At 29.4% G+C, this 19628-nt stretch carries 19 protein-coding genes; 10 read left to right on the forward strand and 9 right to left on the reverse strand.

Translation table 11 applies throughout. The features are described 5' to 3' along the window. Nucleotides 1-269: 269 nt before the first annotated feature. From DWW96_RS09245 to rpmH, 9 genes are all read right to left on the reverse strand, one after another. Nucleotides 270-599, reverse strand: coding sequence for a hypothetical protein (locus DWW96_RS09245; RefSeq protein WP_022089461.1), 330 nt, complete (start codon nucleotides 597-599; stop codon nucleotides 270-272). Between the two features lie 80 nt (nucleotides 600-679). After that, on the reverse strand, nucleotides 680-1399 hold the full coding sequence (gene rsmG, locus DWW96_RS09250; protein ID WP_117910207.1) for a 16S rRNA (guanine(527)-N(7))-methyltransferase RsmG: 720 nt from the start codon (nucleotides 1397-1399) through the stop codon (nucleotides 680-682). 13 nt (nucleotides 1400-1412) lie between these two features. Beyond that, nucleotides 1413-3293, reverse strand: a complete 1881-nt coding sequence (gene mnmG / locus DWW96_RS09255) for a tRNA uridine-5-carboxymethylaminomethyl(34) synthesis enzyme MnmG (protein ID WP_117910208.1) — start codon at nucleotides 3291-3293, stop codon at nucleotides 1413-1415. A 29-nt stretch (nucleotides 3294-3322) separates the two neighbouring features. Further along, the gene (gene mnmE, locus DWW96_RS09260) at nucleotides 3323-4702 is read right to left on the reverse strand and encodes a tRNA uridine-5-carboxymethylaminomethyl(34) synthesis GTPase MnmE (protein ID WP_117910209.1); all 1380 of its coding nucleotides are present in this window, start codon (nucleotides 4700-4702) and stop codon (nucleotides 3323-3325) included. Between the two features lie 169 nt (nucleotides 4703-4871). Then, nucleotides 4872-5495, reverse strand: coding sequence for an RNA-binding cell elongation regulator Jag/EloR (gene jag / locus DWW96_RS09265; protein WP_117910210.1), 624 nt, complete (start codon nucleotides 5493-5495; stop codon nucleotides 4872-4874). An 11-nt stretch (nucleotides 5496-5506) separates the two neighbouring features. Further along, nucleotides 5507-6763, reverse strand: coding sequence for a YidC/Oxa1 family membrane protein insertase (locus DWW96_RS09270; protein ID WP_022089466.1), 1257 nt, complete (start codon nucleotides 6761-6763; stop codon nucleotides 5507-5509). A 10-nt stretch (nucleotides 6764-6773) separates the two neighbouring features. Next, nucleotides 6774-7010 carry a membrane protein insertion efficiency factor YidD gene (gene yidD / locus DWW96_RS09275; protein WP_022089467.1) on the reverse strand — a complete coding sequence of 79 codons (237 nt, stop codon included), beginning with the start codon at nucleotides 7008-7010 and terminating at the stop codon, nucleotides 6774-6776. A gap of 88 nt (nucleotides 7011-7098) precedes the next feature. After that, nucleotides 7099-7446, reverse strand: coding sequence for a ribonuclease P protein component (rnpA, locus tag DWW96_RS09280; protein WP_022089468.1), 348 nt, complete (start codon nucleotides 7444-7446; stop codon nucleotides 7099-7101). Between the two features lie 49 nt (nucleotides 7447-7495). Then, nucleotides 7496-7639, reverse strand: coding sequence for a 50S ribosomal protein L34 (gene rpmH, locus DWW96_RS09285; RefSeq protein WP_022089469.1), 144 nt, complete (start codon nucleotides 7637-7639; stop codon nucleotides 7496-7498). Between the two features lie 516 nt (nucleotides 7640-8155). On the opposite strand from rpmH, the gene dnaA reads away from it, so the two are divergent. The 10 genes from dnaA (at nucleotide 8156) to DWW96_RS14020 (ending at nucleotide 19547) form a co-directional block, all read left to right on the forward strand. Continuing rightward, a complete protein-coding gene (dnaA, locus tag DWW96_RS09290; RefSeq protein ID WP_117910211.1) occupies nucleotides 8156-9538 on the forward strand; it encodes a chromosomal replication initiator protein DnaA in 1383 nt (460 codons plus the stop codon). 325 nt (nucleotides 9539-9863) lie between these two features. Then, nucleotides 9864-10976, forward strand: coding sequence for a DNA polymerase III subunit beta (gene dnaN / locus DWW96_RS09295; protein WP_117910212.1), 1113 nt, complete (start codon nucleotides 9864-9866; stop codon nucleotides 10974-10976). A gap of 17 nt (nucleotides 10977-10993) precedes the next feature. Further along, nucleotides 10994-11200, forward strand: a complete 207-nt coding sequence (locus DWW96_RS09300; RefSeq protein WP_022089472.1) for an RNA-binding S4 domain-containing protein — start codon at nucleotides 10994-10996, stop codon at nucleotides 11198-11200. Next, nucleotides 11200-12288 (forward strand): DNA replication/repair protein RecF, encoded by a 1089-nt coding sequence (gene recF / locus DWW96_RS09305; RefSeq protein WP_117910213.1) that lies wholly within the window; start codon nucleotides 11200-11202, stop codon nucleotides 12286-12288. Before DWW96_RS09300 ends, recF begins: the two co-directional genes overlap by 1 nt. Nucleotides 12289-12304: 16 nt before the next feature. Then, complete coding sequence (gene gyrB, locus DWW96_RS09310; RefSeq protein WP_117910214.1) at nucleotides 12305-14239, forward strand: DNA topoisomerase (ATP-hydrolyzing) subunit B; 1935 nt, start codon at nucleotides 12305-12307, stop codon at nucleotides 14237-14239. Nucleotides 14240-14255: 16 nt separating this feature from the next. Further along, a complete protein-coding gene (gene gyrA, locus DWW96_RS09315) occupies nucleotides 14256-16805 on the forward strand; it encodes a DNA gyrase subunit A (RefSeq protein WP_117910215.1) in 2550 nt (849 codons plus the stop codon). A gap of 154 nt (nucleotides 16806-16959) precedes the next feature. Then, complete coding sequence (locus DWW96_RS09320; protein ID WP_117910216.1) at nucleotides 16960-17802, forward strand: fumarate hydratase; 843 nt, start codon at nucleotides 16960-16962, stop codon at nucleotides 17800-17802. 117 nt (nucleotides 17803-17919) lie between these two features. Next, nucleotides 17920-18477, forward strand: a complete 558-nt coding sequence (locus tag DWW96_RS09325) for a Fe-S-containing hydro-lyase (protein WP_117910217.1) — start codon at nucleotides 17920-17922, stop codon at nucleotides 18475-18477. Continuing rightward, nucleotides 18464-19213, forward strand: a complete 750-nt coding sequence (locus DWW96_RS09330) for a lysophospholipid acyltransferase family protein (RefSeq protein ID WP_243003059.1) — start codon at nucleotides 18464-18466, stop codon at nucleotides 19211-19213. The genes DWW96_RS09325 and DWW96_RS09330 overlap by 14 nt, the downstream gene beginning before the upstream one ends. 142 nt (nucleotides 19214-19355) lie before the next feature. After that, a complete protein-coding gene (locus DWW96_RS14020) occupies nucleotides 19356-19547 on the forward strand; it encodes a hypothetical protein (RefSeq protein WP_158562678.1) in 192 nt (63 codons plus the stop codon). Nucleotides 19548-19628: the final 81 nt, after the last annotated feature.

Raw genomic sequence — 19628 nt, forward strand, 5'->3', positions numbered from 1 at the left:
ATATTTATATTTATTTACTTTTATTTTTATCTTATATGAATTATGTTATTAATATTTTACTAATGTTTCACGTGAAACATTACTTAATTACTAAATTAATATTTGTTTTAATAATGATATTCTATAATTACATAAAAGCAAGCACTTATATAGGTAAATATATATTGTTTTTAATTATTTTCAATTTATAATTAATTGATTATTTAAGTTAATTTATCTAGTTTTCAATAAAAAGAGGAATGTTTCACGTGAAACATTCCTTCTTTTAACTACTTACTTATTTCTTTTAAACAAACATTTATTTCTGATATTTCTTTATCTATTTTTTTTATATTTTCAGCTAATTCATTGTTAATTTGTGCTATAGTAACAATCTTGGTTCCTAATTCCTTTATTTCATGCTGATTAAATGTATTTGTTTCTCTAAATTTAGGTGAAAATATTTCTAAAGCTTCATCTGATATACTTTTCATTCTCTCTATAATAATATTTGTCTCTATTATTTTCTGCCTATTACTATTATATTTAGAAACGCATTTTTTTCTCTCATCTGTCAGCTTTTTAATTCTGTTTTCTAAATATTCTTTAGTTTTTTTCATATTTTACTCCTAACAACTAAATAATTAGCCTATATCTGTATTTGTAATTACATAGATACATTTAACCAATATACATAAACTTATATTATAGGTTCTTTTGAAGGTAACCCTGGTTTTCTAGGATATTTTTTAGGTGTGTTTTTTATTTTCTTGATATTAATAATTTTTCTCTTTATATCTGTATCAGGTAAATTAAAATCAACAATTTCCTCTATTTCTCCACCTAATACTTTAATTGCATTTTTTCCAATATTAATTTCATTCATGCATCCATCAGCTTTGTAACAAATAAAGTATCCATTTAATTTAATGAATGGAATACAATATTCTGAAAGTGTTGATATATTAGCTACTGCTCTTGATACACATAAATCATATTTTTCTCTGTAATTAGAATTTTTTCCTAAATCTTCAGCTCTACCATGAACCAATTCAATTTTATCCAATCCAAGTATATTTATCACTTCATTCAAAAAGAGAAGTCTTTTATTTAAAGAGTCCATTAGAATAATTTTCAAATTTGGAAACATAATTTTAATAGGTATTCCGGGAAATCCTGCACCGGTTCCAACATCAATCAGACTTTCATCTCCATTTAATTTAATACTTTTAACTAAAGATAAACTATCAACAAAATGCTTTTCAACAACCTCTTCAAACTCTGTAATGCCTGTTAAATTCATTACCTTATTTTTTTCAACCAACATTTCATAATATTTAAGAAATTGACAACATTGTTCTTCACTAATATTTATATCTAATTTTTCAATATGATTTCTTATAAATTCAATTTTATCCATATATACCTACTTTTTATTTATTTTTATGCTGTTCCATATATATAAGAAGAACTGAAATATCAGCTGGTGAAACACCTGATATTCTAGACGCCTGTCCTATGTTTATAGGTTTATACAATGTAAGTTTCTGAACTGCTTCTTTTCTTAAGCTTGATACCAATGTATAATCAAAATTTTCAGGTATTTTTTTATTTTCCAACTTTTTAAATTGAGCAACCTGCTTCATTTGTCTTGAAATATAACCATCATATTTAATATTTATATTTATTTGTTCAACAATATCTTCAGGTAAGTCTTTCTTTTCATCGTCAAAATGACTTATTTTTTGATAATCCAATTCAGGTCTTCTTATTAATTCAGCTAATGTTGTTCCTGTCTTAAGTGGAGTACTGCCAACAGATACTAAAAATTCCTGAACTTTTTTGTTAGCACCTATCGCATATTTATTTAATCTCTCTATTTCTTCTTTAATTACTTTCTCTTTATAGCAAACATAATCATATCTTTCTTTTGAAATCAATCCAATTTCATATCCAATCTTTGATAATCTAAGATCGGCATTATCCTGTCTTAATAATAATCTGTATTCTGCTCTTGAAGTCATCATTCTATAAGGTTCGTGACTTTCCTTTGTAACTAAATCATCAATTAATACTCCAATATATGCTTGTGATCTATCAAGAACCAGCATTTCTTTTCCCTGAACTTTTCTTGCAGCATTAATTCCGGCAATTATTCCTTGTGCTGCAGCTTCTTCATATCCTGAACTTCCATTAAACTGACCTGCACTAAATAATCCTGAAATATTCTTAAACTCAAGACTTGGCAATAATTGTCCATATTCTATACAATCATATTCTATTGCATATGCATTACGTACAATTTTAACATTTTCAAGTCCCGGAACTGTTTTGTACATAGCATACTGAACATCCTCAGGTAATGATGATGACATTCCACCTAAGTACATTTCATTTGTATACATTCCTTCCGGTTCTATAAAAACCTGATGTCTGTTTTTATCTGCAAATTTTACAACTTTATCTTCTATTGAAGGGCAATATCTAGGTCCCGTACCTTCAATCATTCCTGAAAATAATGGGGATCTGTTAATATTATCCCTTATAATCTTATGAGTTTCTTCATTTGTATATGTTAGCCAGCATGAAATCTGTTCTTTTTGTACACTTTCAGAATCTGTTTCGAATGAAAAAGGAACTACCTTTTTATCACCAAACTGTTCTTCCATTTTACTAAAATCTATAGAACGTTTATCCACTCTTGCCGGAGTACCTGTTTTAAATCTACGCATTTTTATGCCATTCTTAATTAAAGAATCAGTTAATAAATTTGCAGCCATAAGACCGTTTGGTCCTGTATATTGGCAAATATCTCCGTATATACATTTTGCTTTTAAATAAACTCCTGTAGCCAAAACAACTGCTTTTGCATAATAAACTGCACCTGATGCTGTTTTTACTCCTGTTATTTTTCCATCTTCAACTAAAATTTCTGCAACTTCAGCCTGTCTTATTGTTAAATTATCTGTATTTTCAAGAGTTTTTCTCATTTCTCTTGTATATTCCTGTTTATCAGCCTGCGCTCTTAATGAATGAACTGCAGGTCCTTTGGATTTATTTAACATCTTAGATTGGATAAATGTTTTATCTATATTTTTTCCCATTTCTCCACCAAGAGCATCTATTTCTCTTACTAAATGTCCTTTAGAAGTTCCACCTATATTAGGGTTACATGGCATTAAAGCTATGCTATCTACGCTTACTGTAAATACAATAGTATTATTTCCTAATCTTGCAGACGCAAGTGCCGCCTCGCATCCTGCATGTCCCGCTCCTATAATTACTACATCATATTTTTCTTCTACATGTGCCATTTTATTTTCCTCTCCAAATAGAACTTTTATTATTTTCCCATACAAAACTTACTAAATATCTCATTTACAAGGTCATCTTCTACGCTCTCACCAATAATTTGTCCTAAATATGTGTATGCATCCATTAAATCAATAGAATAAAAATCTTCAGGCATATCATTCTCTACTGATTTTATAACCTCTTCAATACTATTCTTTGCATTAATAAGTGATTCTTTTTGTCTTGCATTTGTAATATACAATTCATCATTATATTTAACTTTTCCTTCATAAAATAAATTTCTTATTTTATTTTCTAATTCATCTAACCCATCTCCTGTTTTTGCAGAAAATGTAATTACAGGTTTATTGTCAAATTCAGAAACATTCTTTTCGTTTATAATTGTTCCTAAATCAGATTTATTAAGTAAAACAATTGCCTGTTTATCTTTTATCAAATTAATAATTTCTTTATCATTTTCATCTAATTCTTTCGATGCATCTGCTACAAATATAACTAAATCACTTTTTTCAGCAAGTTCTTTTGCCTTATTTACACCAATTTGCTCAACTACATCTTCAGAATCTCTAATGCCCGCAGTATCAATTAAATTAAGAAAGACACCGTTTAAATTAATGCTTTCTTCTAAAGTATCTCTTGTAGTTCCTTCTATATCAGTAACAATCGCTCTTTCCTCCCCAAGAAGTAAGTTCAATAAAGAAGATTTTCCTGCATTTGGCTTGCCTAAAATTACAGTCTTAACTCCTTCTTTAACAATTCTTCCATTATCAAAATTGTTAATTAATCTTGAAAGTTCACCATTAACCTCTTCAAGAATCTTACTTAATTTATCTGAATATCCATCAATGCTTATATGCTCAGGGTCATCAAGTGCTGATTCTATAAAAGCTATATTATAAATAATTTTTTTTCTTAAGCTTTTGATTTTTTCAGAAACTCTTCCATTTAACTGCTCTATTGAACTTGATAAAGCAAATTCATTTTTTGCATTTATTACATCCATGACTGCCTCTGCCTGAGACAAATCCATTCTTCCGTTTAAGAAAGCTCTTTTTGTAAATTCACCCGGCTCAGCTGTTCTTGCACCATTTTTTAATACAATTTCCAATATCTTTCTAATAACTATCATTCCACCATGACAATTAATTTCAACTACATCTTCTCCTGTATATGAATGTGGTCCATTCATAACTGAAACCAGTACTTCATCAATTACTTTATCATTATCAACTATATGCCCATAGTTAATTGTATGTGATTTTACATTAACTAATTTTTTATCACTATTTACTGATTTAAATATTTTATCTACAATTTCAATTGCTTCATCACCACTTACTCTTATTATTCCTATTCCGGAATTACCTGATGCTGTTGCAATTGCTGCTATTGTATCAACCACTTTCATCTCATTACCAAGCCTTTCAAATTAATCAACTTTTTGTCATTAATTTTTCTTTACTCAAGATGTGCAAATTAACTACACATAATAAGCCATAATAATTTAGTATAACACATATTTTTCAAAAAGAAAACGTAGCAGTTATAACTGCTACGTTTACCTATGTTATATTTTATTATCTTTTTAAGATTACAACAACATGTCTGTATGGTTCTTCACCTTCACTCTTTGTTGTAACATATTTATCATTCTGTAATGCTGAATGAATAATTCTTCTTTCATATGGATTCATTGGCTCAAGAGATACCGGTTTCTTAATTCTCTTAACCTTAAATGCAATGTTTTTAGCAAGATTTTCAAGAGTAGCTTTTCTACGTTCTCTGTAGTTTTCTGTATCTAATTTTACTCTTAAATATTTTTCGCTTTCTTTATTAATAACGAGACTTACAAGATACTGTAATGAATCAAGAGTCTGCCCTCTTTTTCCAATAAGTATTCCCATATCATCTCCTACTAAATCAATATTTACAACACCATCTTCTTCGTTGATATCCATATTAATTTTTACAGTTAATTCCATTGCTTCAAAAACTTTTCCTAAAAATTCTCTTGCAATGTCTTCAATTGACTGATTTTTTCTAGCTTTAATGACTGCAGGCTTACTTCCTATTCCTAAGATTCCGTTACTGCCTTTGCTAATAACTTCATACTCTAACTTATCAGTTGTTGTTCCTAAATCAACACATGCATTAGTTAAAGCATCATCGATATTCTTTCCTGTATATTCCTTAAAATCCAACACTTTCACCTCTATTTTTTGTTTCTTTCATTAAAGTCATTTACCATATTTACTCTAGAACCAATGCTACCGTTCTTTTTCTTCATATTTTTCATTTTAGCTTCTTCAATTATCTTTTCTTTTTCTGCAAAAGATTTAGTTGAATTCGCTTTGCTTGAAACTGACTTTGTATTTGTAGATGCAGCCTTTAATACCTGTTCTCTATAAACACCGTTTTTCTCATTTCTAGCAATTCTCTTCTGTTCAGCTTTTTCCTTATTCTTTTCAATAATTTCGTTAACATCCATTTTCTTTAAATGCATATTAATAAATATCTGCTGAATCATCATAGCTGCTGAACTTGTTACCCAATAAATACCAATACCTGATGCAAACATATAACACATATAAACTGACATCAATGGCATCATAATATTCATCATTTTCATTGAACCGGCCATTGGATTATCCTGTGTATTTGTTGCTGCACTATTTAATTTCATTGATAATGTAACACTTAAGAACTGAGTTAAACCAGCTAATACAGGAATTAACAATACTAAAATAATAGGTAATCCTGCTTTAAGCATCTGTGATGGTGAATCACTTAAGTTATAACAAAAGAAATTGTTAATATTATGAATATGATCATAAGCTTTATCAACTACTGAACTATCAATAGTATCAACTAATTTACTTAAACTAAATCCATCAACTTTTAATGTTGCTCTGTTGTATCCTGACATAACATCAATACAATTATTAACCTGCTGTGTTGTTAAATCAGAAAATGAATCTACTTTATAAGTAAAGAATTCTTTAATCTGACTTCCATTCATATTTTGTAATATTGTCAAATAATAATCTTTAACAGAACTTACATATGCCGGAATATTCATAATAACTCTATATAAAGCTAAGATAATAGGCATCTGAATAAGTAACTGTAAACAACTTCCTGTAGGTGAAACACCATACTTATCATATACAGCCTTAATTTCTTCCTGCTGTGCAAGCTGTGATGCCTGATCAACTTTATTTTTATATTTTTTCTGAATTGCCTGAATTTCCGGATTCATTACTGAATTCAATTTTGAAAATTTCTGTTGCTTAATTGTACTTGGAAGCATTAACATTCTAATTACTACTGTAAAAACAATAATACATAATCCAATACTTTCAATTCCTATAGAAGAAAAAATAAAGTAAATTGCTTCAAGTATTTTTCCTAATATCCAAGCAAATGGCATTAATATACCACTCTGCTGTGTAGCTAATAATAATTCCAATTATTCCTCCTTAAGGCACAGGATCATAGCCCCCTTTAGAGAAATGGTTACACCTTAAAATTCTCTTTATGGCTAAAAACGATCCTTTTAAAGGTCCATATTTCTGTAAAGCTTCTATGGCATACTGAGAGCATGATGGTATAAATCTGCAACAAGGCGTAATTTTCATAGGTGAAATAAATTTTCTATAAAATTTTATACATCCTATAAGAATAAAATTTATACCTTTAGATAATTTCTTTATCATCTTCATATACCCTCCCATAAATGTACCATATAGAAGTTTTTTTCATTTTCAAGTTACAAACATATTCTAAAATGATAAAAAAGCTTATTTACATGCTTTTTTCATTTAGAATTCCATTGATTTTTCCTAAATGCAACAATGCACTTTCAATTTCTTTATATTTTCTGTCCTTTGCACTTTCACGTGCAATTACGACAATGTCCAAACCACTATTGAACATTTCTTTATTTAGTCTGTAGCTTTCCCTTATTAGACGTGTCAGATGATGTCTTATTACACTATTTCCTACTTTTTTACTTACTGATATTCCTAATCTGTTACTATCTAATTGGTTTTCAAGTACATACATAACTAAATATTTATTTGCCTTTGATTTTCCATTTTTATAAACATTTTGAAAATCTCTATTCTTTTTTAGCGAGTCATAACTATTCATTACAATACCTCTTTAAAATAAGAAAAGAAAAAGGCCACAAAACTGCGGCCTATGCTGACAATACTTTTCTTCCTTTTGCTCTTCTAGCTGCAAGAACTTTTCTTCCGCCTGCTGTGCTCATTCTTGATCTAAAACCATGAACTTTTGATCTCTGTCTCTTTTTTGGCTGATATGTCATTTTACCCTTATGCATTCCGATACACCTCCTTACGCACTATAATAAAACATCATTTCAATTATAATGGCAAGTTAATTTTACGTCAAGCATTTTATTTTTTGTTAATTTTTATTATTTTTTTGATTTACTTTACATAACATTTGCGGGTAATTAACACCAGTTATCAACATTTTATTAATAAAAAGTTAATAACTCACATTATTTTTTCCTTTTACCTCCCATTTATTCACACTTTTATAAGTTATTAACATTAATAACTTTTTTTATTAATAAAATTATTGTTATTTTTTGTCGAATTATTTGTAAACCTATTTTTTATTTTATGTAAACTTATCACAAAAATTTTTCGTTATTTTTCCACAAAATCTTTTTTCTCTATTTTACATCAAAATTTTTACACGTTTATTAGTTTCTTCTTTATTATATATAAGTTGAAAACATTTTTGTTTTTTGCTATTATAATTATGTGTGTAATTTTGCGCATTTTTTTACTTTTAGAAGTTTATTTTATAAAAAATAGGAGAATTATTTATGTATTCTACATTGATTGAAAAATGGCCTGAGATTCTCAATACGTTTAAACAGGATTACGATATTTCTGATGTTTCCTTCAAAACATGGATAAAACCATTGCATGTTAAATCTTTTGAAGACAATGTCGTAACTTTAGTTTATCAGGGTGAAACTGAGATGCTTGGTCTTCAATATATAAAGAAAAAATACCAGATTCCATTAAAAGTAACTATTGAAGAAATTATGAAAATGGAACTTGAACTTCAGTTTGTTTTACCATCTGACATTAAAGATGAACCAAGTGAAACCGAAGAACATATTACAATTAATGAATCAGCTTCACTTACAAGCAGAATTGCTGAAGCTAATTTAAATAGTAAATATACTTTTGATACATTTGTTGTAGGCTCTAACAATATTTTAGCCCACGACACATCTCTTGCAGTTGCTGAGTCTCCAGGTGGAATCTACAATCCTTTATTTATCTATGGAGGTGTAGGTCTTGGTAAAACCCACCTTATGCAATCAATTGGTCATTTTGTATTAAATAAAAATCCTAACGCTAAGGTTTTATATACTACAAGTGAATCTTTTACTAATGAACTTATTGAAACACTACGTAATAAAAGCGGTAATCAACAGGAAATGTCTGATTTTAGAGCAAAATATCGAAATGTAGATGTTTTACTTATTGATGATATACAGTTTCTTCAGAAAAAGGAAAGTACTCAGGAAGAATTTTTCCATACTTTCCAGTATTTGTATATGCATAAAAAAGCCATTGTTATTAGTTCAGATAGAAAGCCTAAGGACTTAGAAGGACTTGAAGACAGATTGGTTAACAGGTTTGAATCTGGATTAACAGTAGATATCCAAAGTCCTAATTATGAAACAAGAATGGCAATTTTGAAAAAGAAAGTTGAAGTTGAAGGTATAGATATACCTAATGACGTATTAGATTACATTTCAACAAATGTTATTTTCAATATTCGTGAACTTGAAGGCTCATTAACTAAGATTATTGCTTTTAGTAAAATCAGCAATCAGACTATTGATTTAGATTTTGCTAAAGATGTTCTTAAGGATTATATTTCACCTGAAGAAGATAACACAATAACATGTAAAAAAATTATCGAAGTAGTTGCTGATCATTTTGGAATTTCACCTAATGATTTAGCTTCTAAGAAGCGTTCTAAAGAAATAGCATATGCCAGACAGGTATGCATGTACATTTGTAAAACGCTTACCGATGAGACAAATAAGAAAATTGGATTAGCTCTTCATAAAGACAATCCATCTACCGTAATATATGGAGTTAATCAGATAAAAGAAGAAATGGCAAGAGACATAAATACTAAAAATATGGTGGAAGTTATTATTAAAAAGCTTAATACGAAGTGAAGTTATTAACATTTTTGTATTAATAACTACTATTTTGATGTTAATAACTATATTTTCAGTATTAAAATGTTATTAATATATTGTTAATATCCTACTTTTATATTTTTAAGCTATTAACATTTTTTTATTAACAATATCCTCAAAATGTTAATAGTTTTTAAAATTATTCATTTGTTATTAATGCAGCCTTTTCTTTTATACATGGGGCTTAGAACTAGTTTTTAACTTATTAACATCCCCTATATACTACTGCTACTAATTATTATTTATTTATTTATATAAATTTATACATTTTTCAACACTTACACATAAAGGAGATTTTACAATGAAACTTATTTGCAAAAAAAATGATTTACTTTCAGGAGTTAACATTACTATGAAAGCCGTATCCTCAAAAACTACTATGTCTATATTAGAATGTTTTCTTATTGACGCTACTGAGGGAAAAATTAAAATGACTGCTAATGATATGGAACTTGGCATTGAAACGGTTGTCCAAGGTGAAATTATTGAACCGGGTAGTGTAGCTATAGAAGCTAAATTATTTTCAGAAATTATAAGAAAACTTCCTGATAATGATGTAGTTATTGATGTTGATAATGAATATAAAGCAAACATTACATGTGAAAATGCCAAATTTAACATTATAGGTAGAGATGGAGATGATTTTTCTTATTTACCTGAAATAAAAAAGGAAAAAAGTATTAGTATTTCACAGTTTTCATTAAAAGAAGTTATAAGACAGACAATATTCTCAATTGATGACAAAAATAATAATAAACTTATGACAGGAGAACTTTTTGAAATATCAGGTAATAATTTAAAAGTTGTTGCATTGGATGGTCATAGAATAGCTATAAGAAATATTGAATTAAATGCTGAATATGAAGATATTAAAGTTGTTGTTCCTGGAAAAACTTTAAATGAAATAAGCAAAATTTTAAATGGTGGAGTTGATGATATTGTTAATATTTATTTCACAACAAACCATATATTATTTGAATTTGATAATACACTTGTTGTTTCAAGATTAATTGAAGGCGAATATTTTAAGATAAATCAGATGCTTTCAAGTGATTATGAAACTAAGGTTGTAATTAATAAAAGAGAAATGCTTGATTGTATTGATAGAGCAACACTTCTTATTAAAGAAGGCGATAAGAAACCTATTATTATTACAATTAAGGATGGAATAATGGAATTTAAGATTAATTCTTTCATTGGTTCTATGGATGAAGAAATTTACATTCAAAAAGAAGGAAAAGATATGATGATTGGTTTTAATCCAAGATTCTTAATAGATACATTAAAGGTTATAGATGAAGAACAGATAAATATATATTATGTAAACCCTAAATCACCATGTTTTATAAGAGATGATGAAGGAAAATATATTTACTTAATTCTTCCTGTTAACTTTTCAGTAGCAAATAATTAGTTTAGGAATAGAAAAAAATGGAAAAAATAAAAATAAAAGATGATTATATTAAGTTAGGTCAGGCATTAAAATTAGCAGGACTTGTTAGTTCAGGTATTGATGCAAAGTTTGTTGTTCAGGATGGACAAGTAAAGGTAAATGGAGAAGTTGATACCAGAAGAGGAAAGAAACTTGTACCTGGAGATACTTTTGAATTTGATGGTACAATTGTAGAAGTAGAATAATGGTTATTGAAAAATTAAATCTTTGTAATTATAGAAACTATGAAACATTAGATTTAAACGTTGATTCTAAAACTAATATTTTATATGGTGACAACGCACAGGGAAAAACAAATATTCTTGAAGCTATATATATATGTAGCACAACGAAATCTCACAGAGGTGGGAAAGATAAAGAAGTTATAAAATTTGGATGTGATGATGCACATATAAAAATATATATTAACAAAAAGAATAAAGAATATCGAATTGATATTCATTTGAAAAAAAATAAGTCTAAAGGAATTGCTATAAATGGAATTCCTATAAAAAAAGCAAGTGAATTATTTGGGATATTTAATGTTGTATTCTTTTCACCGGAGGATTTAAATATTATTAAAAATGGTCCATCCGAGAGAAGAAGGTTTATAGATTTGGAGTTATGTCAACTAGATAAATTATATGTTTATAATTTGCTAAATTACAATAAGATATTAAATCAAAGAAATAAACTATTAAAGGATTTATATTTTAAGCCTGATTTAGAGGAAACTTTGGACGTATGGGATTTACAACTTGCTAAATATGGAAGTGAAGTTATTAAACGTCGAAGTGAATTTGTAAAAAAAATAAACGAAATAATAAATCCAATTCACAAAAAAATTACAGATAACAAAGAAAATATAATAGTTAAATATGATAAAAACTGCGATGAATTAGAGTTATATAATCAACTTGTTTTAACAAGAGAAAAAGATAAAAAGTATAAGAATACAAATGTTGGACCACATAGGGATGACCTAAGTTTTTATTATGATGATATGAATGTAAGAACTTACGGAAGTCAGGGACAACAAAGAACTGCAGCTTTATCTTTAAAACTGGCTGAAATTGAAATAGTAAAAAGCATAATACATGATACACCGGTATTGTTGTTAGACGATGTATTATCGGAATTAGATTCAAAAAGGCAGAATGAGTTATTAAATAGTTTAGAAAACGTACAGACAATTATAACTTGTACGGGTTTAGATGAATTTATAGAAAACAGATTTAAAATTAACAAAATATTTAACGTAAAAGAAGGAAAAGTTTTTGAAAAAACTATTTAACTGAAAGGAGTTACTAATGGGTAACAATACAAATGTAGAAAATGAATATGGTGCAGACCAAATACAGATTCTTGAAGGACTTGAAGCGGTACGTAAAAGACCTGGTATGTATATTGGAACAACATCAACAAGAGGTCTTCATCATTTAGTTTATGAAATAGTTGATAATGCTGTTGATGAAGCTTTAGCAGGTTATTGTAGTGAAATTGATGTACAGATTAACAAAGATAATTCTATTACAGTAAAGGATAATGGACGAGGAATTCCTGTTGGAATTAATGAAAAAACAGGTTTGCCTGCAGTACAGGTTGTATTTACAGTACTTCATGCCGGAGGAAAATTCGGTGGTGGAGGATACAAAGTATCCGGTGGATTACATGGTGTAGGTGCATCTGTAGTTAACGCCTTATCACAGTGGTTAGAAGTTAAAGTATGTAGAGAAGGAAAAATCCATTATCAGAAATATGAATATGGACATGTTGTAAGTGAATTAAAAGTTATAGGTGAATGTGATCCTGATTTTACAGGAACAGAAGTTACATTCTTACCGGATAATACAATTTTTGAAGATACTGTTTATCAGTTTAAGGTGTTAGAGGAAAGATTAAGAGAGACAGCTTTCCTTACTAAGAATTTAAAAATTATTTTAAGAGATGTAAGAGAAGAAGAACCAAAAGAAGAAATATTCCATTATGAAGGTGGTATAAAAGAATTTGTAAGTTATCTTAATGAAGGAAAGACTGCTTTATATGATGACATTTTATATTGTGAAGGAACAGTAAATAATGTTTATGTTGAAGTTGCTCTTCAGCACAACGATGGATATAACGAAAATACAATAAGTTTTGTTAATAACATTAACACTCCTGAAGGTGGAACACAGGTTGAAGGCTTTAAAAGAGCACTTACAAAAACTTTTAATAGTTATGCAAGAACTAAAAAAGTATTAAAAGATAATGAAGAAAATCTTTCAGGTGAAGATATAAGAGAAGGTCTTACTGCTATAATTAGTGTTAAGATTGAGGATCCACAGTTTGAAGGACAGACAAAACAAAAATTAGGAAATAGTGAAGCACGTGCTGCTGTGGAAAATGTTATGAGTGAACAGTTAACATATTTCCTTGAACAGAATCCAAATGTAGGAAAGATTATATGCGAAAAGGCTGTTTTAGCACAAAGAGCAAGATTTGCAGCAAGAAATGCAAGAGAAGCTACAAGAAGAAAAACAGCTTTAGATGTAGCTGCTTTACCGGGAAAATTAGCTGATTGTTCAGATAAAGATCCAAAGAAATGTGAAATTTTCATAGTCGAAGGAGATTCCGCCGGTGGTTCAGCTAAAAAAGCAAGAACAAGAGCAACACAGGCTATTCTTCCTTTAAGAGGAAAGATTTTAAATGTAGAAAAAGCCAGAATAGATAAAATTATGGCAAATGCAGAAATAAGAGCAATGATAACAGCGTTTGGAACAGGAATTCAGGATGATTTTGATATATCAAAATTGAGATATGACAAAATTATTATCATGACTGATGCCGATGTTGACGGAGCTCATATTGATACACTCATGCTTACATTTTTCTATAGATTTATGCCTGAGTTAATAAAAGATGGACATGTATATTTAGCAATGCCACCACTTTATCAGGTAACAAGAAACAAAAAAAATTATTATGCCTATAATGATGATGAGTTAAATAAAATACTTACAGAAATAGGTCGTGATAATCAGAATAAAATTCAGCGTTATAAAGGTCTTGGTGAAATGGATGCGAGCCAGTTATGGGAAACAACAATGGATCCTAACACAAGAATATTGAAACAGGTTAAAATTGACGATGAAACAATAACTGAAATAGATAAGACATTTACAACTCTTATGGGTGATGAAGTAGAACCAAGAAGAGAGTTCATAGAAGCAAATGCAAAATTTGTTCAGAACTTAGATGTATAGGAGGATGCTATAAATAATGGATGACAAGATATTTGACAGAATACATGAAGTAGATTTAAAAAGTACAATGGAGACCTCTTATATTGATTATGCCATGAGCGTAATTGCAGCAAGAGCATTACCGGATGTAAGAGATGGACTTAAGCCGGTACAAAGAAGAGTTCTTTATTCAATGGTTGAATTAAATAATGGACCTGATAAGCCACATAGAAAATGTGCCCGTATTGTTGGTGATACAATGGGTAAATTCCATCCACACGGCGATAGCTCAATTTATGGAGCTTTAGTAAACATGGCCCAGGAATGGAATACAAGATATCCATTAGTTGATGGACATGGAAACTTTGGCTCAGAAGATGGTGATGGCGCAGCTGCCATGCGTTATACAGAAGCACGTTTAAGCAAAATATCTACAGAAATGATAGCAGATATTAACAAAGACACAGTAGAATTTGTACCAAACTTTGATGAAACAGAAAAAGAACCTACAGTTTTACCATCAAGATATCCTAACTTATTAGTAAATGGTACAAGCGGTATTGCAGTAGGTATGGCTACAAATATACCACCACACAATCTTGGTGAATCGATTGATGCAATTGTGAAAATAATTGACAATCAGGTAGAAGAAAATAGAGCAACAGATTTGGATGAAATCATGGAAATTATAAAAGGACCTGATTTTCCAACTGGAGCAAATATACTTGGAACAAAAGGAATAAGCGAAGCCTATCGTACAGGTAGAGGAAAAATAAAGGTAAGAGCAACTACAGAAATTGAGACTTTGGATAATGGAAAGAGCAGAATTATAGTTACTGAGCTTCCATATATGGTAAACAAAGCAAAATTAGTAGAAAAAATAGCTGAATTACATAAAGAAAAAAGAATAGAAGGAATTTCTGACTTAAGAGATGAATCTGACCAGGATGGTACAAGAGTAGTAATCGAAGTTAAGAGAGATGCTAATGCAAATGTAATATTAAATCAGTTATATAAACATACACAAATGCAGGATACATTTGGTGTTATCATGCTTGCTTTAGTAAATGGCGAACCAAAAGTCTTAAATTTATTAGAGGTATTAACATGCTACTTAGATCATCAGAAAGATGTAGTTACAAGAAGAACACGTTATGAACTTAATAAAGCTGAAGAAAGAGCTCACATAATTAAAGGTTTATTCATTGCATTAGATAATATTGATGAAGTAATTAAAATAATAAGAGCTTCAAGAAATACAGCAGAAGCAAAGAAAGCATTAATGGAAAGATTTACATTGTCTGAAGCACAGTCACAGGCAATTGTAGATATGAGACTTCGTCAGTTAACAGGTTTAGCAAGAGAAGATTTACAGGCTGAATATGATGATTTAATGGCGAAAATTGCATTCTACAAAGGAATTCTTGAAGACGAAAATAAATTATTAGGAGTAATCAAGGATGAAATCTTAGTAATAAAAGAAAAATATGCTGATGAAAGAAGAACAACAATTGGAATAGACTTAGAAGATTTGTCAGATGAAGATTTAATTCCAAGACGTGATACTGTTGTAACCATAACAAATTTAGGATACATCAAACGTATGACAACGGATAACTTCAAAGCACAAAACCGTGGCGGAAAAGGAATAAAGGGTATGAATACCATAGATAATGACTTTATAAAGAATTTATTTATGACAAATACTCACCATTATATTATGTTCTTTACAAATACAGGACGAGTATACAAATTAAAATGTTATGAAATTCCGGAAGCAAGTAGAACAGCAAGAGGAATGGCTATAATTAATTTACTACAGCTTCAGCCAGGTGAAAAAATAACAACAATGGTTCATTTTGCTGATTTTGATGAAGATAGAAATCTCATTATGGCAACAAAGAAGGGAACAATTAAGAAGACACCGTTAAGTGCATATATGAATATAAGAAAAACAGGTATTCAGGCAATAACACTTAGAGATGATGATGAATTAATTGAAGTAAAAGTATCTGATTGTGAACAAAATGTATTAATGTTAACAAAGAAAGGTCAGGCAATAAAATTTGCTGAAAAGGATATAAGAGAAACAGGAAGATCTGCAATGGGTGTAAAAGGTATTACACTTAGAAATGGAGATGAAGTTGTAGCAATGCAACTTGAAACACAGGGCGAATATATAACTTTCGTTTCAGCAAATGGATATGGTAAGAGAAACAGATTTACAGACTTTAAACTACAGAACCGTGGTGGAAAAGGTGTAAAATGTTATAACATTACTGATAAGACAGGAGAAGTAGTGGGCGTAAAAGCAGTCAATGATGGAAATGAAATTATGCTTATTACAAATCAGGGAATTATAATAAGAATAAAAGTTGATGACATTTCAGTACTTGGAAGAGTTACATCAGGTGTTAAATTAATGAACACAGGTGAACAAGAAGATATAATTGTTGCAAGTATAACAAAAGTAAAAGAAAGTGTTACTTTAGCAGATGAAGAAGCAAGAAGATTAGAAGAATTGCAGGAAGACAATGAAAGCGATGAAATAGAATCTGAAGGCATAGATGAAGAAACACAGGAATAATAAAGAACAGTGTGATTGACAGGTGAGAGAAACTAGGTTTTTCTCACCTGTATTAACAATAACTAAAAATACTAATACAAATTAACACAGTAAAGATTAATAAAACACATAAATTATTAATAAGTTTTAAAATAAACAGGGAGGTTATTAATAAATGAGAGAAATAGATGCTCAGTTACTGACAAAAAATATTAAGGAAATGTGTATAGAAGCAAATCATTACCTATCAGATGATATGAAAAAGGTATTTGACAATGCCCGTAATAATGAAAAATCACCATTAGGAAAACAAATATTAGAGCAGTTAGATGAAAATTTAAAAATAGCAAGAGAAGATAAGATACCAATTTGTCAGGACACAGGGATGGCAGTCGTATTTGTTAAAATTGGACAAGATGTACATATAACAGGAGCAAATATAGAAGATGCAATAAATGAAGGCGTTCGTCAGGGCTATGTAGAAGGGTATCTAAGAAAATCAGTTGTTAATGACCCAATAATAAGAAAAAATACAAAAGATAATACACCGGCTGTAATTCATTATGAAATCGTTCCGGGAGAAAATATAACAATAACAGTTGCACCAAAAGGATTTGGAAGCGAAAATATGAGCAGAGTATTTATGCTTAAACCAGCTGATGGAATAGAAGGAGTAAAGAATGCAGTGTTAACTGCAGTAAGGGATGCAGGACCAAATGCATGCCCACCTATGGTAGTTGGTGTAGGTATAGGTGGTACATTCGAAAAATGTGCATATCTTGCAAAAAAGGCATTGGCAAGAGAAGCAGATAGTAGTTCAGATATAGAATATGTAAGCAAATTAGAAAATGAATTATTAGACAAAATAAATAAAATGGGAATTGGACCTGGAGGTTTGGGAGGAACACAGACAGCATTAGCAGTAAATGTGGAAACATACCCAACCCATATAGCAGGATTACCTGTAGCTATAAATATATGTTGTCATGTAAACAGACACGTAACAAGAACAATCTAAAATTAAAATACTAAATAAAAAGATAATTGTTCCACATCACGGTCTAGTTTATCTTTATTTACGCCATTGTAGCACGTATTTATTACTAAAATAAATTTATTGTATTAGGAGAAAAACATGGATAGAAAAATAACAGCCCCATTTGATAAAAAAATATCACAGGAATTAAAAGCAGGAGATTATGTTTATATTACAGGAACTATATATACAGCCAGAGATGCAGCACATAAAAGAATGGATGAAGCATTAAAAAAGGGAGAAAAACTTCCGTTTGATGTAGAAAATAATGTTATTTATTATATGGGACCATCTCCAGCAAGAGAAGGACGACCAATTGGATCAGCAGGACCAACTACAGCAAGCAGAATGGATAAATATGCACCAAAACTTTTAGACAAAGGTTTAATTGGAATGATTGGTAAAGGTAAACGAACAGAAGAAGTAAAAGAAGCAATTGTAAGAAATAAAGCAGTATATTTTGCAGCAATAGGTGGTGCAGGAGCTCTTTTATCAAAATGCATAAAGAAAAGTGAAGTTATAGCATATGATGATTTAGGCACAGAATCTATAAGAAAACTTGAAGTAGAAAATTTGCCGGTTATAGTTGTAATTGATTGTGAAGGAAATAATTTATATGAAATAGCAATAAAGGAGTATTGTAGTGAAGATAAATAGAATTGCATATATGGTTATGAGAAGATTTTATTATATACCTTCAATGATGCATGACATAGTATCAGCAGAAAATAGTAAAAAATACACATTTGAAGAAAGATATAATAAAGTAAGAAATGTAATCAAAAATGTAAATAAATTTGGTCATGTAAAAATAAGATGTACAGGAACTGAAAATATACCTAAAGAAAATGGCTATATATTATTTCCAAACCATCAAGGATTATTTGACTTCTTATTAATAGTAGAAACACATGACAATCCAGTGTCAGTTGTAATGAGAAGTAATTTAGAAAATGTAATATTGTTAAAACAGGTTAGAAAAGCATTAGATGGCAAATTAATTGACAGAGATGATGTAAGACAGGCAATTGGAATAATAAATGAGATGAAAGATGAGGTTTCTAAAGGTAAAAATTTTGTTATATTCCCAGAGGGAACAAGAAGTAAAGATGGAAACAATCCGGGACCGTTTAAAGGAGGAACTTTTAAAAGTGCAATGAAAGCAAAAGCTCCAATAGTACCTGTAGCATTAATAGATTCGTTTAAACCATTTGATACTCCTGGAACAAGTGAAGTATGTGTTCAAATTCATTACTTAAAGCCAATAAAATATGAAGAATACAAAGATATGAATACAACTCAGGTAGCTGATATGGTTAGAACAAGAATAATAGAAAAAATAAAGAAAGAAGAAAAAGTAAAATTCGTGACTTATATAATTAAGTGCAAATAGTACTAAAAAAATAGTGCTATTTGCACTATTTTTTTTGCGTTTAAATTTATAAACAGGATAAAAACTGTACAAAATTTAAATGCTTAAAGGTCGAATAGATATAGAAGAGTAGTAACAAAGTAAATAATAGGATGAAGAAATAATGGAGGGGATAAATAAAATGCAACAGGATGAAGAACAACTAATGAGATTGAAAAGAAAATGTGTACCAATAATGGTGGTTATATCAATAATGGTTATAATGCTGGTGATTATGGTAGTTGTAATTTATTTAATTATAAATCACAAAGTAATTTTTGACTATCTTTTCAAAAGTTCTTATATGCCGGTATAGCCTATTGTTACAGGCTTTTCCGGCATTTTTCGTTATGGAAGATATTCTCAAATCTTCTTATATCCCCGTATGTTTTGATGT

The sequence above is a fragment of the Eubacterium sp. AF17-7 genome, from assembly GCF_003461285.1.
GTDB lineage: Bacteria > Bacillota > Clostridia > Lachnospirales > Lachnospiraceae > Eubacterium_U > Eubacterium_U album.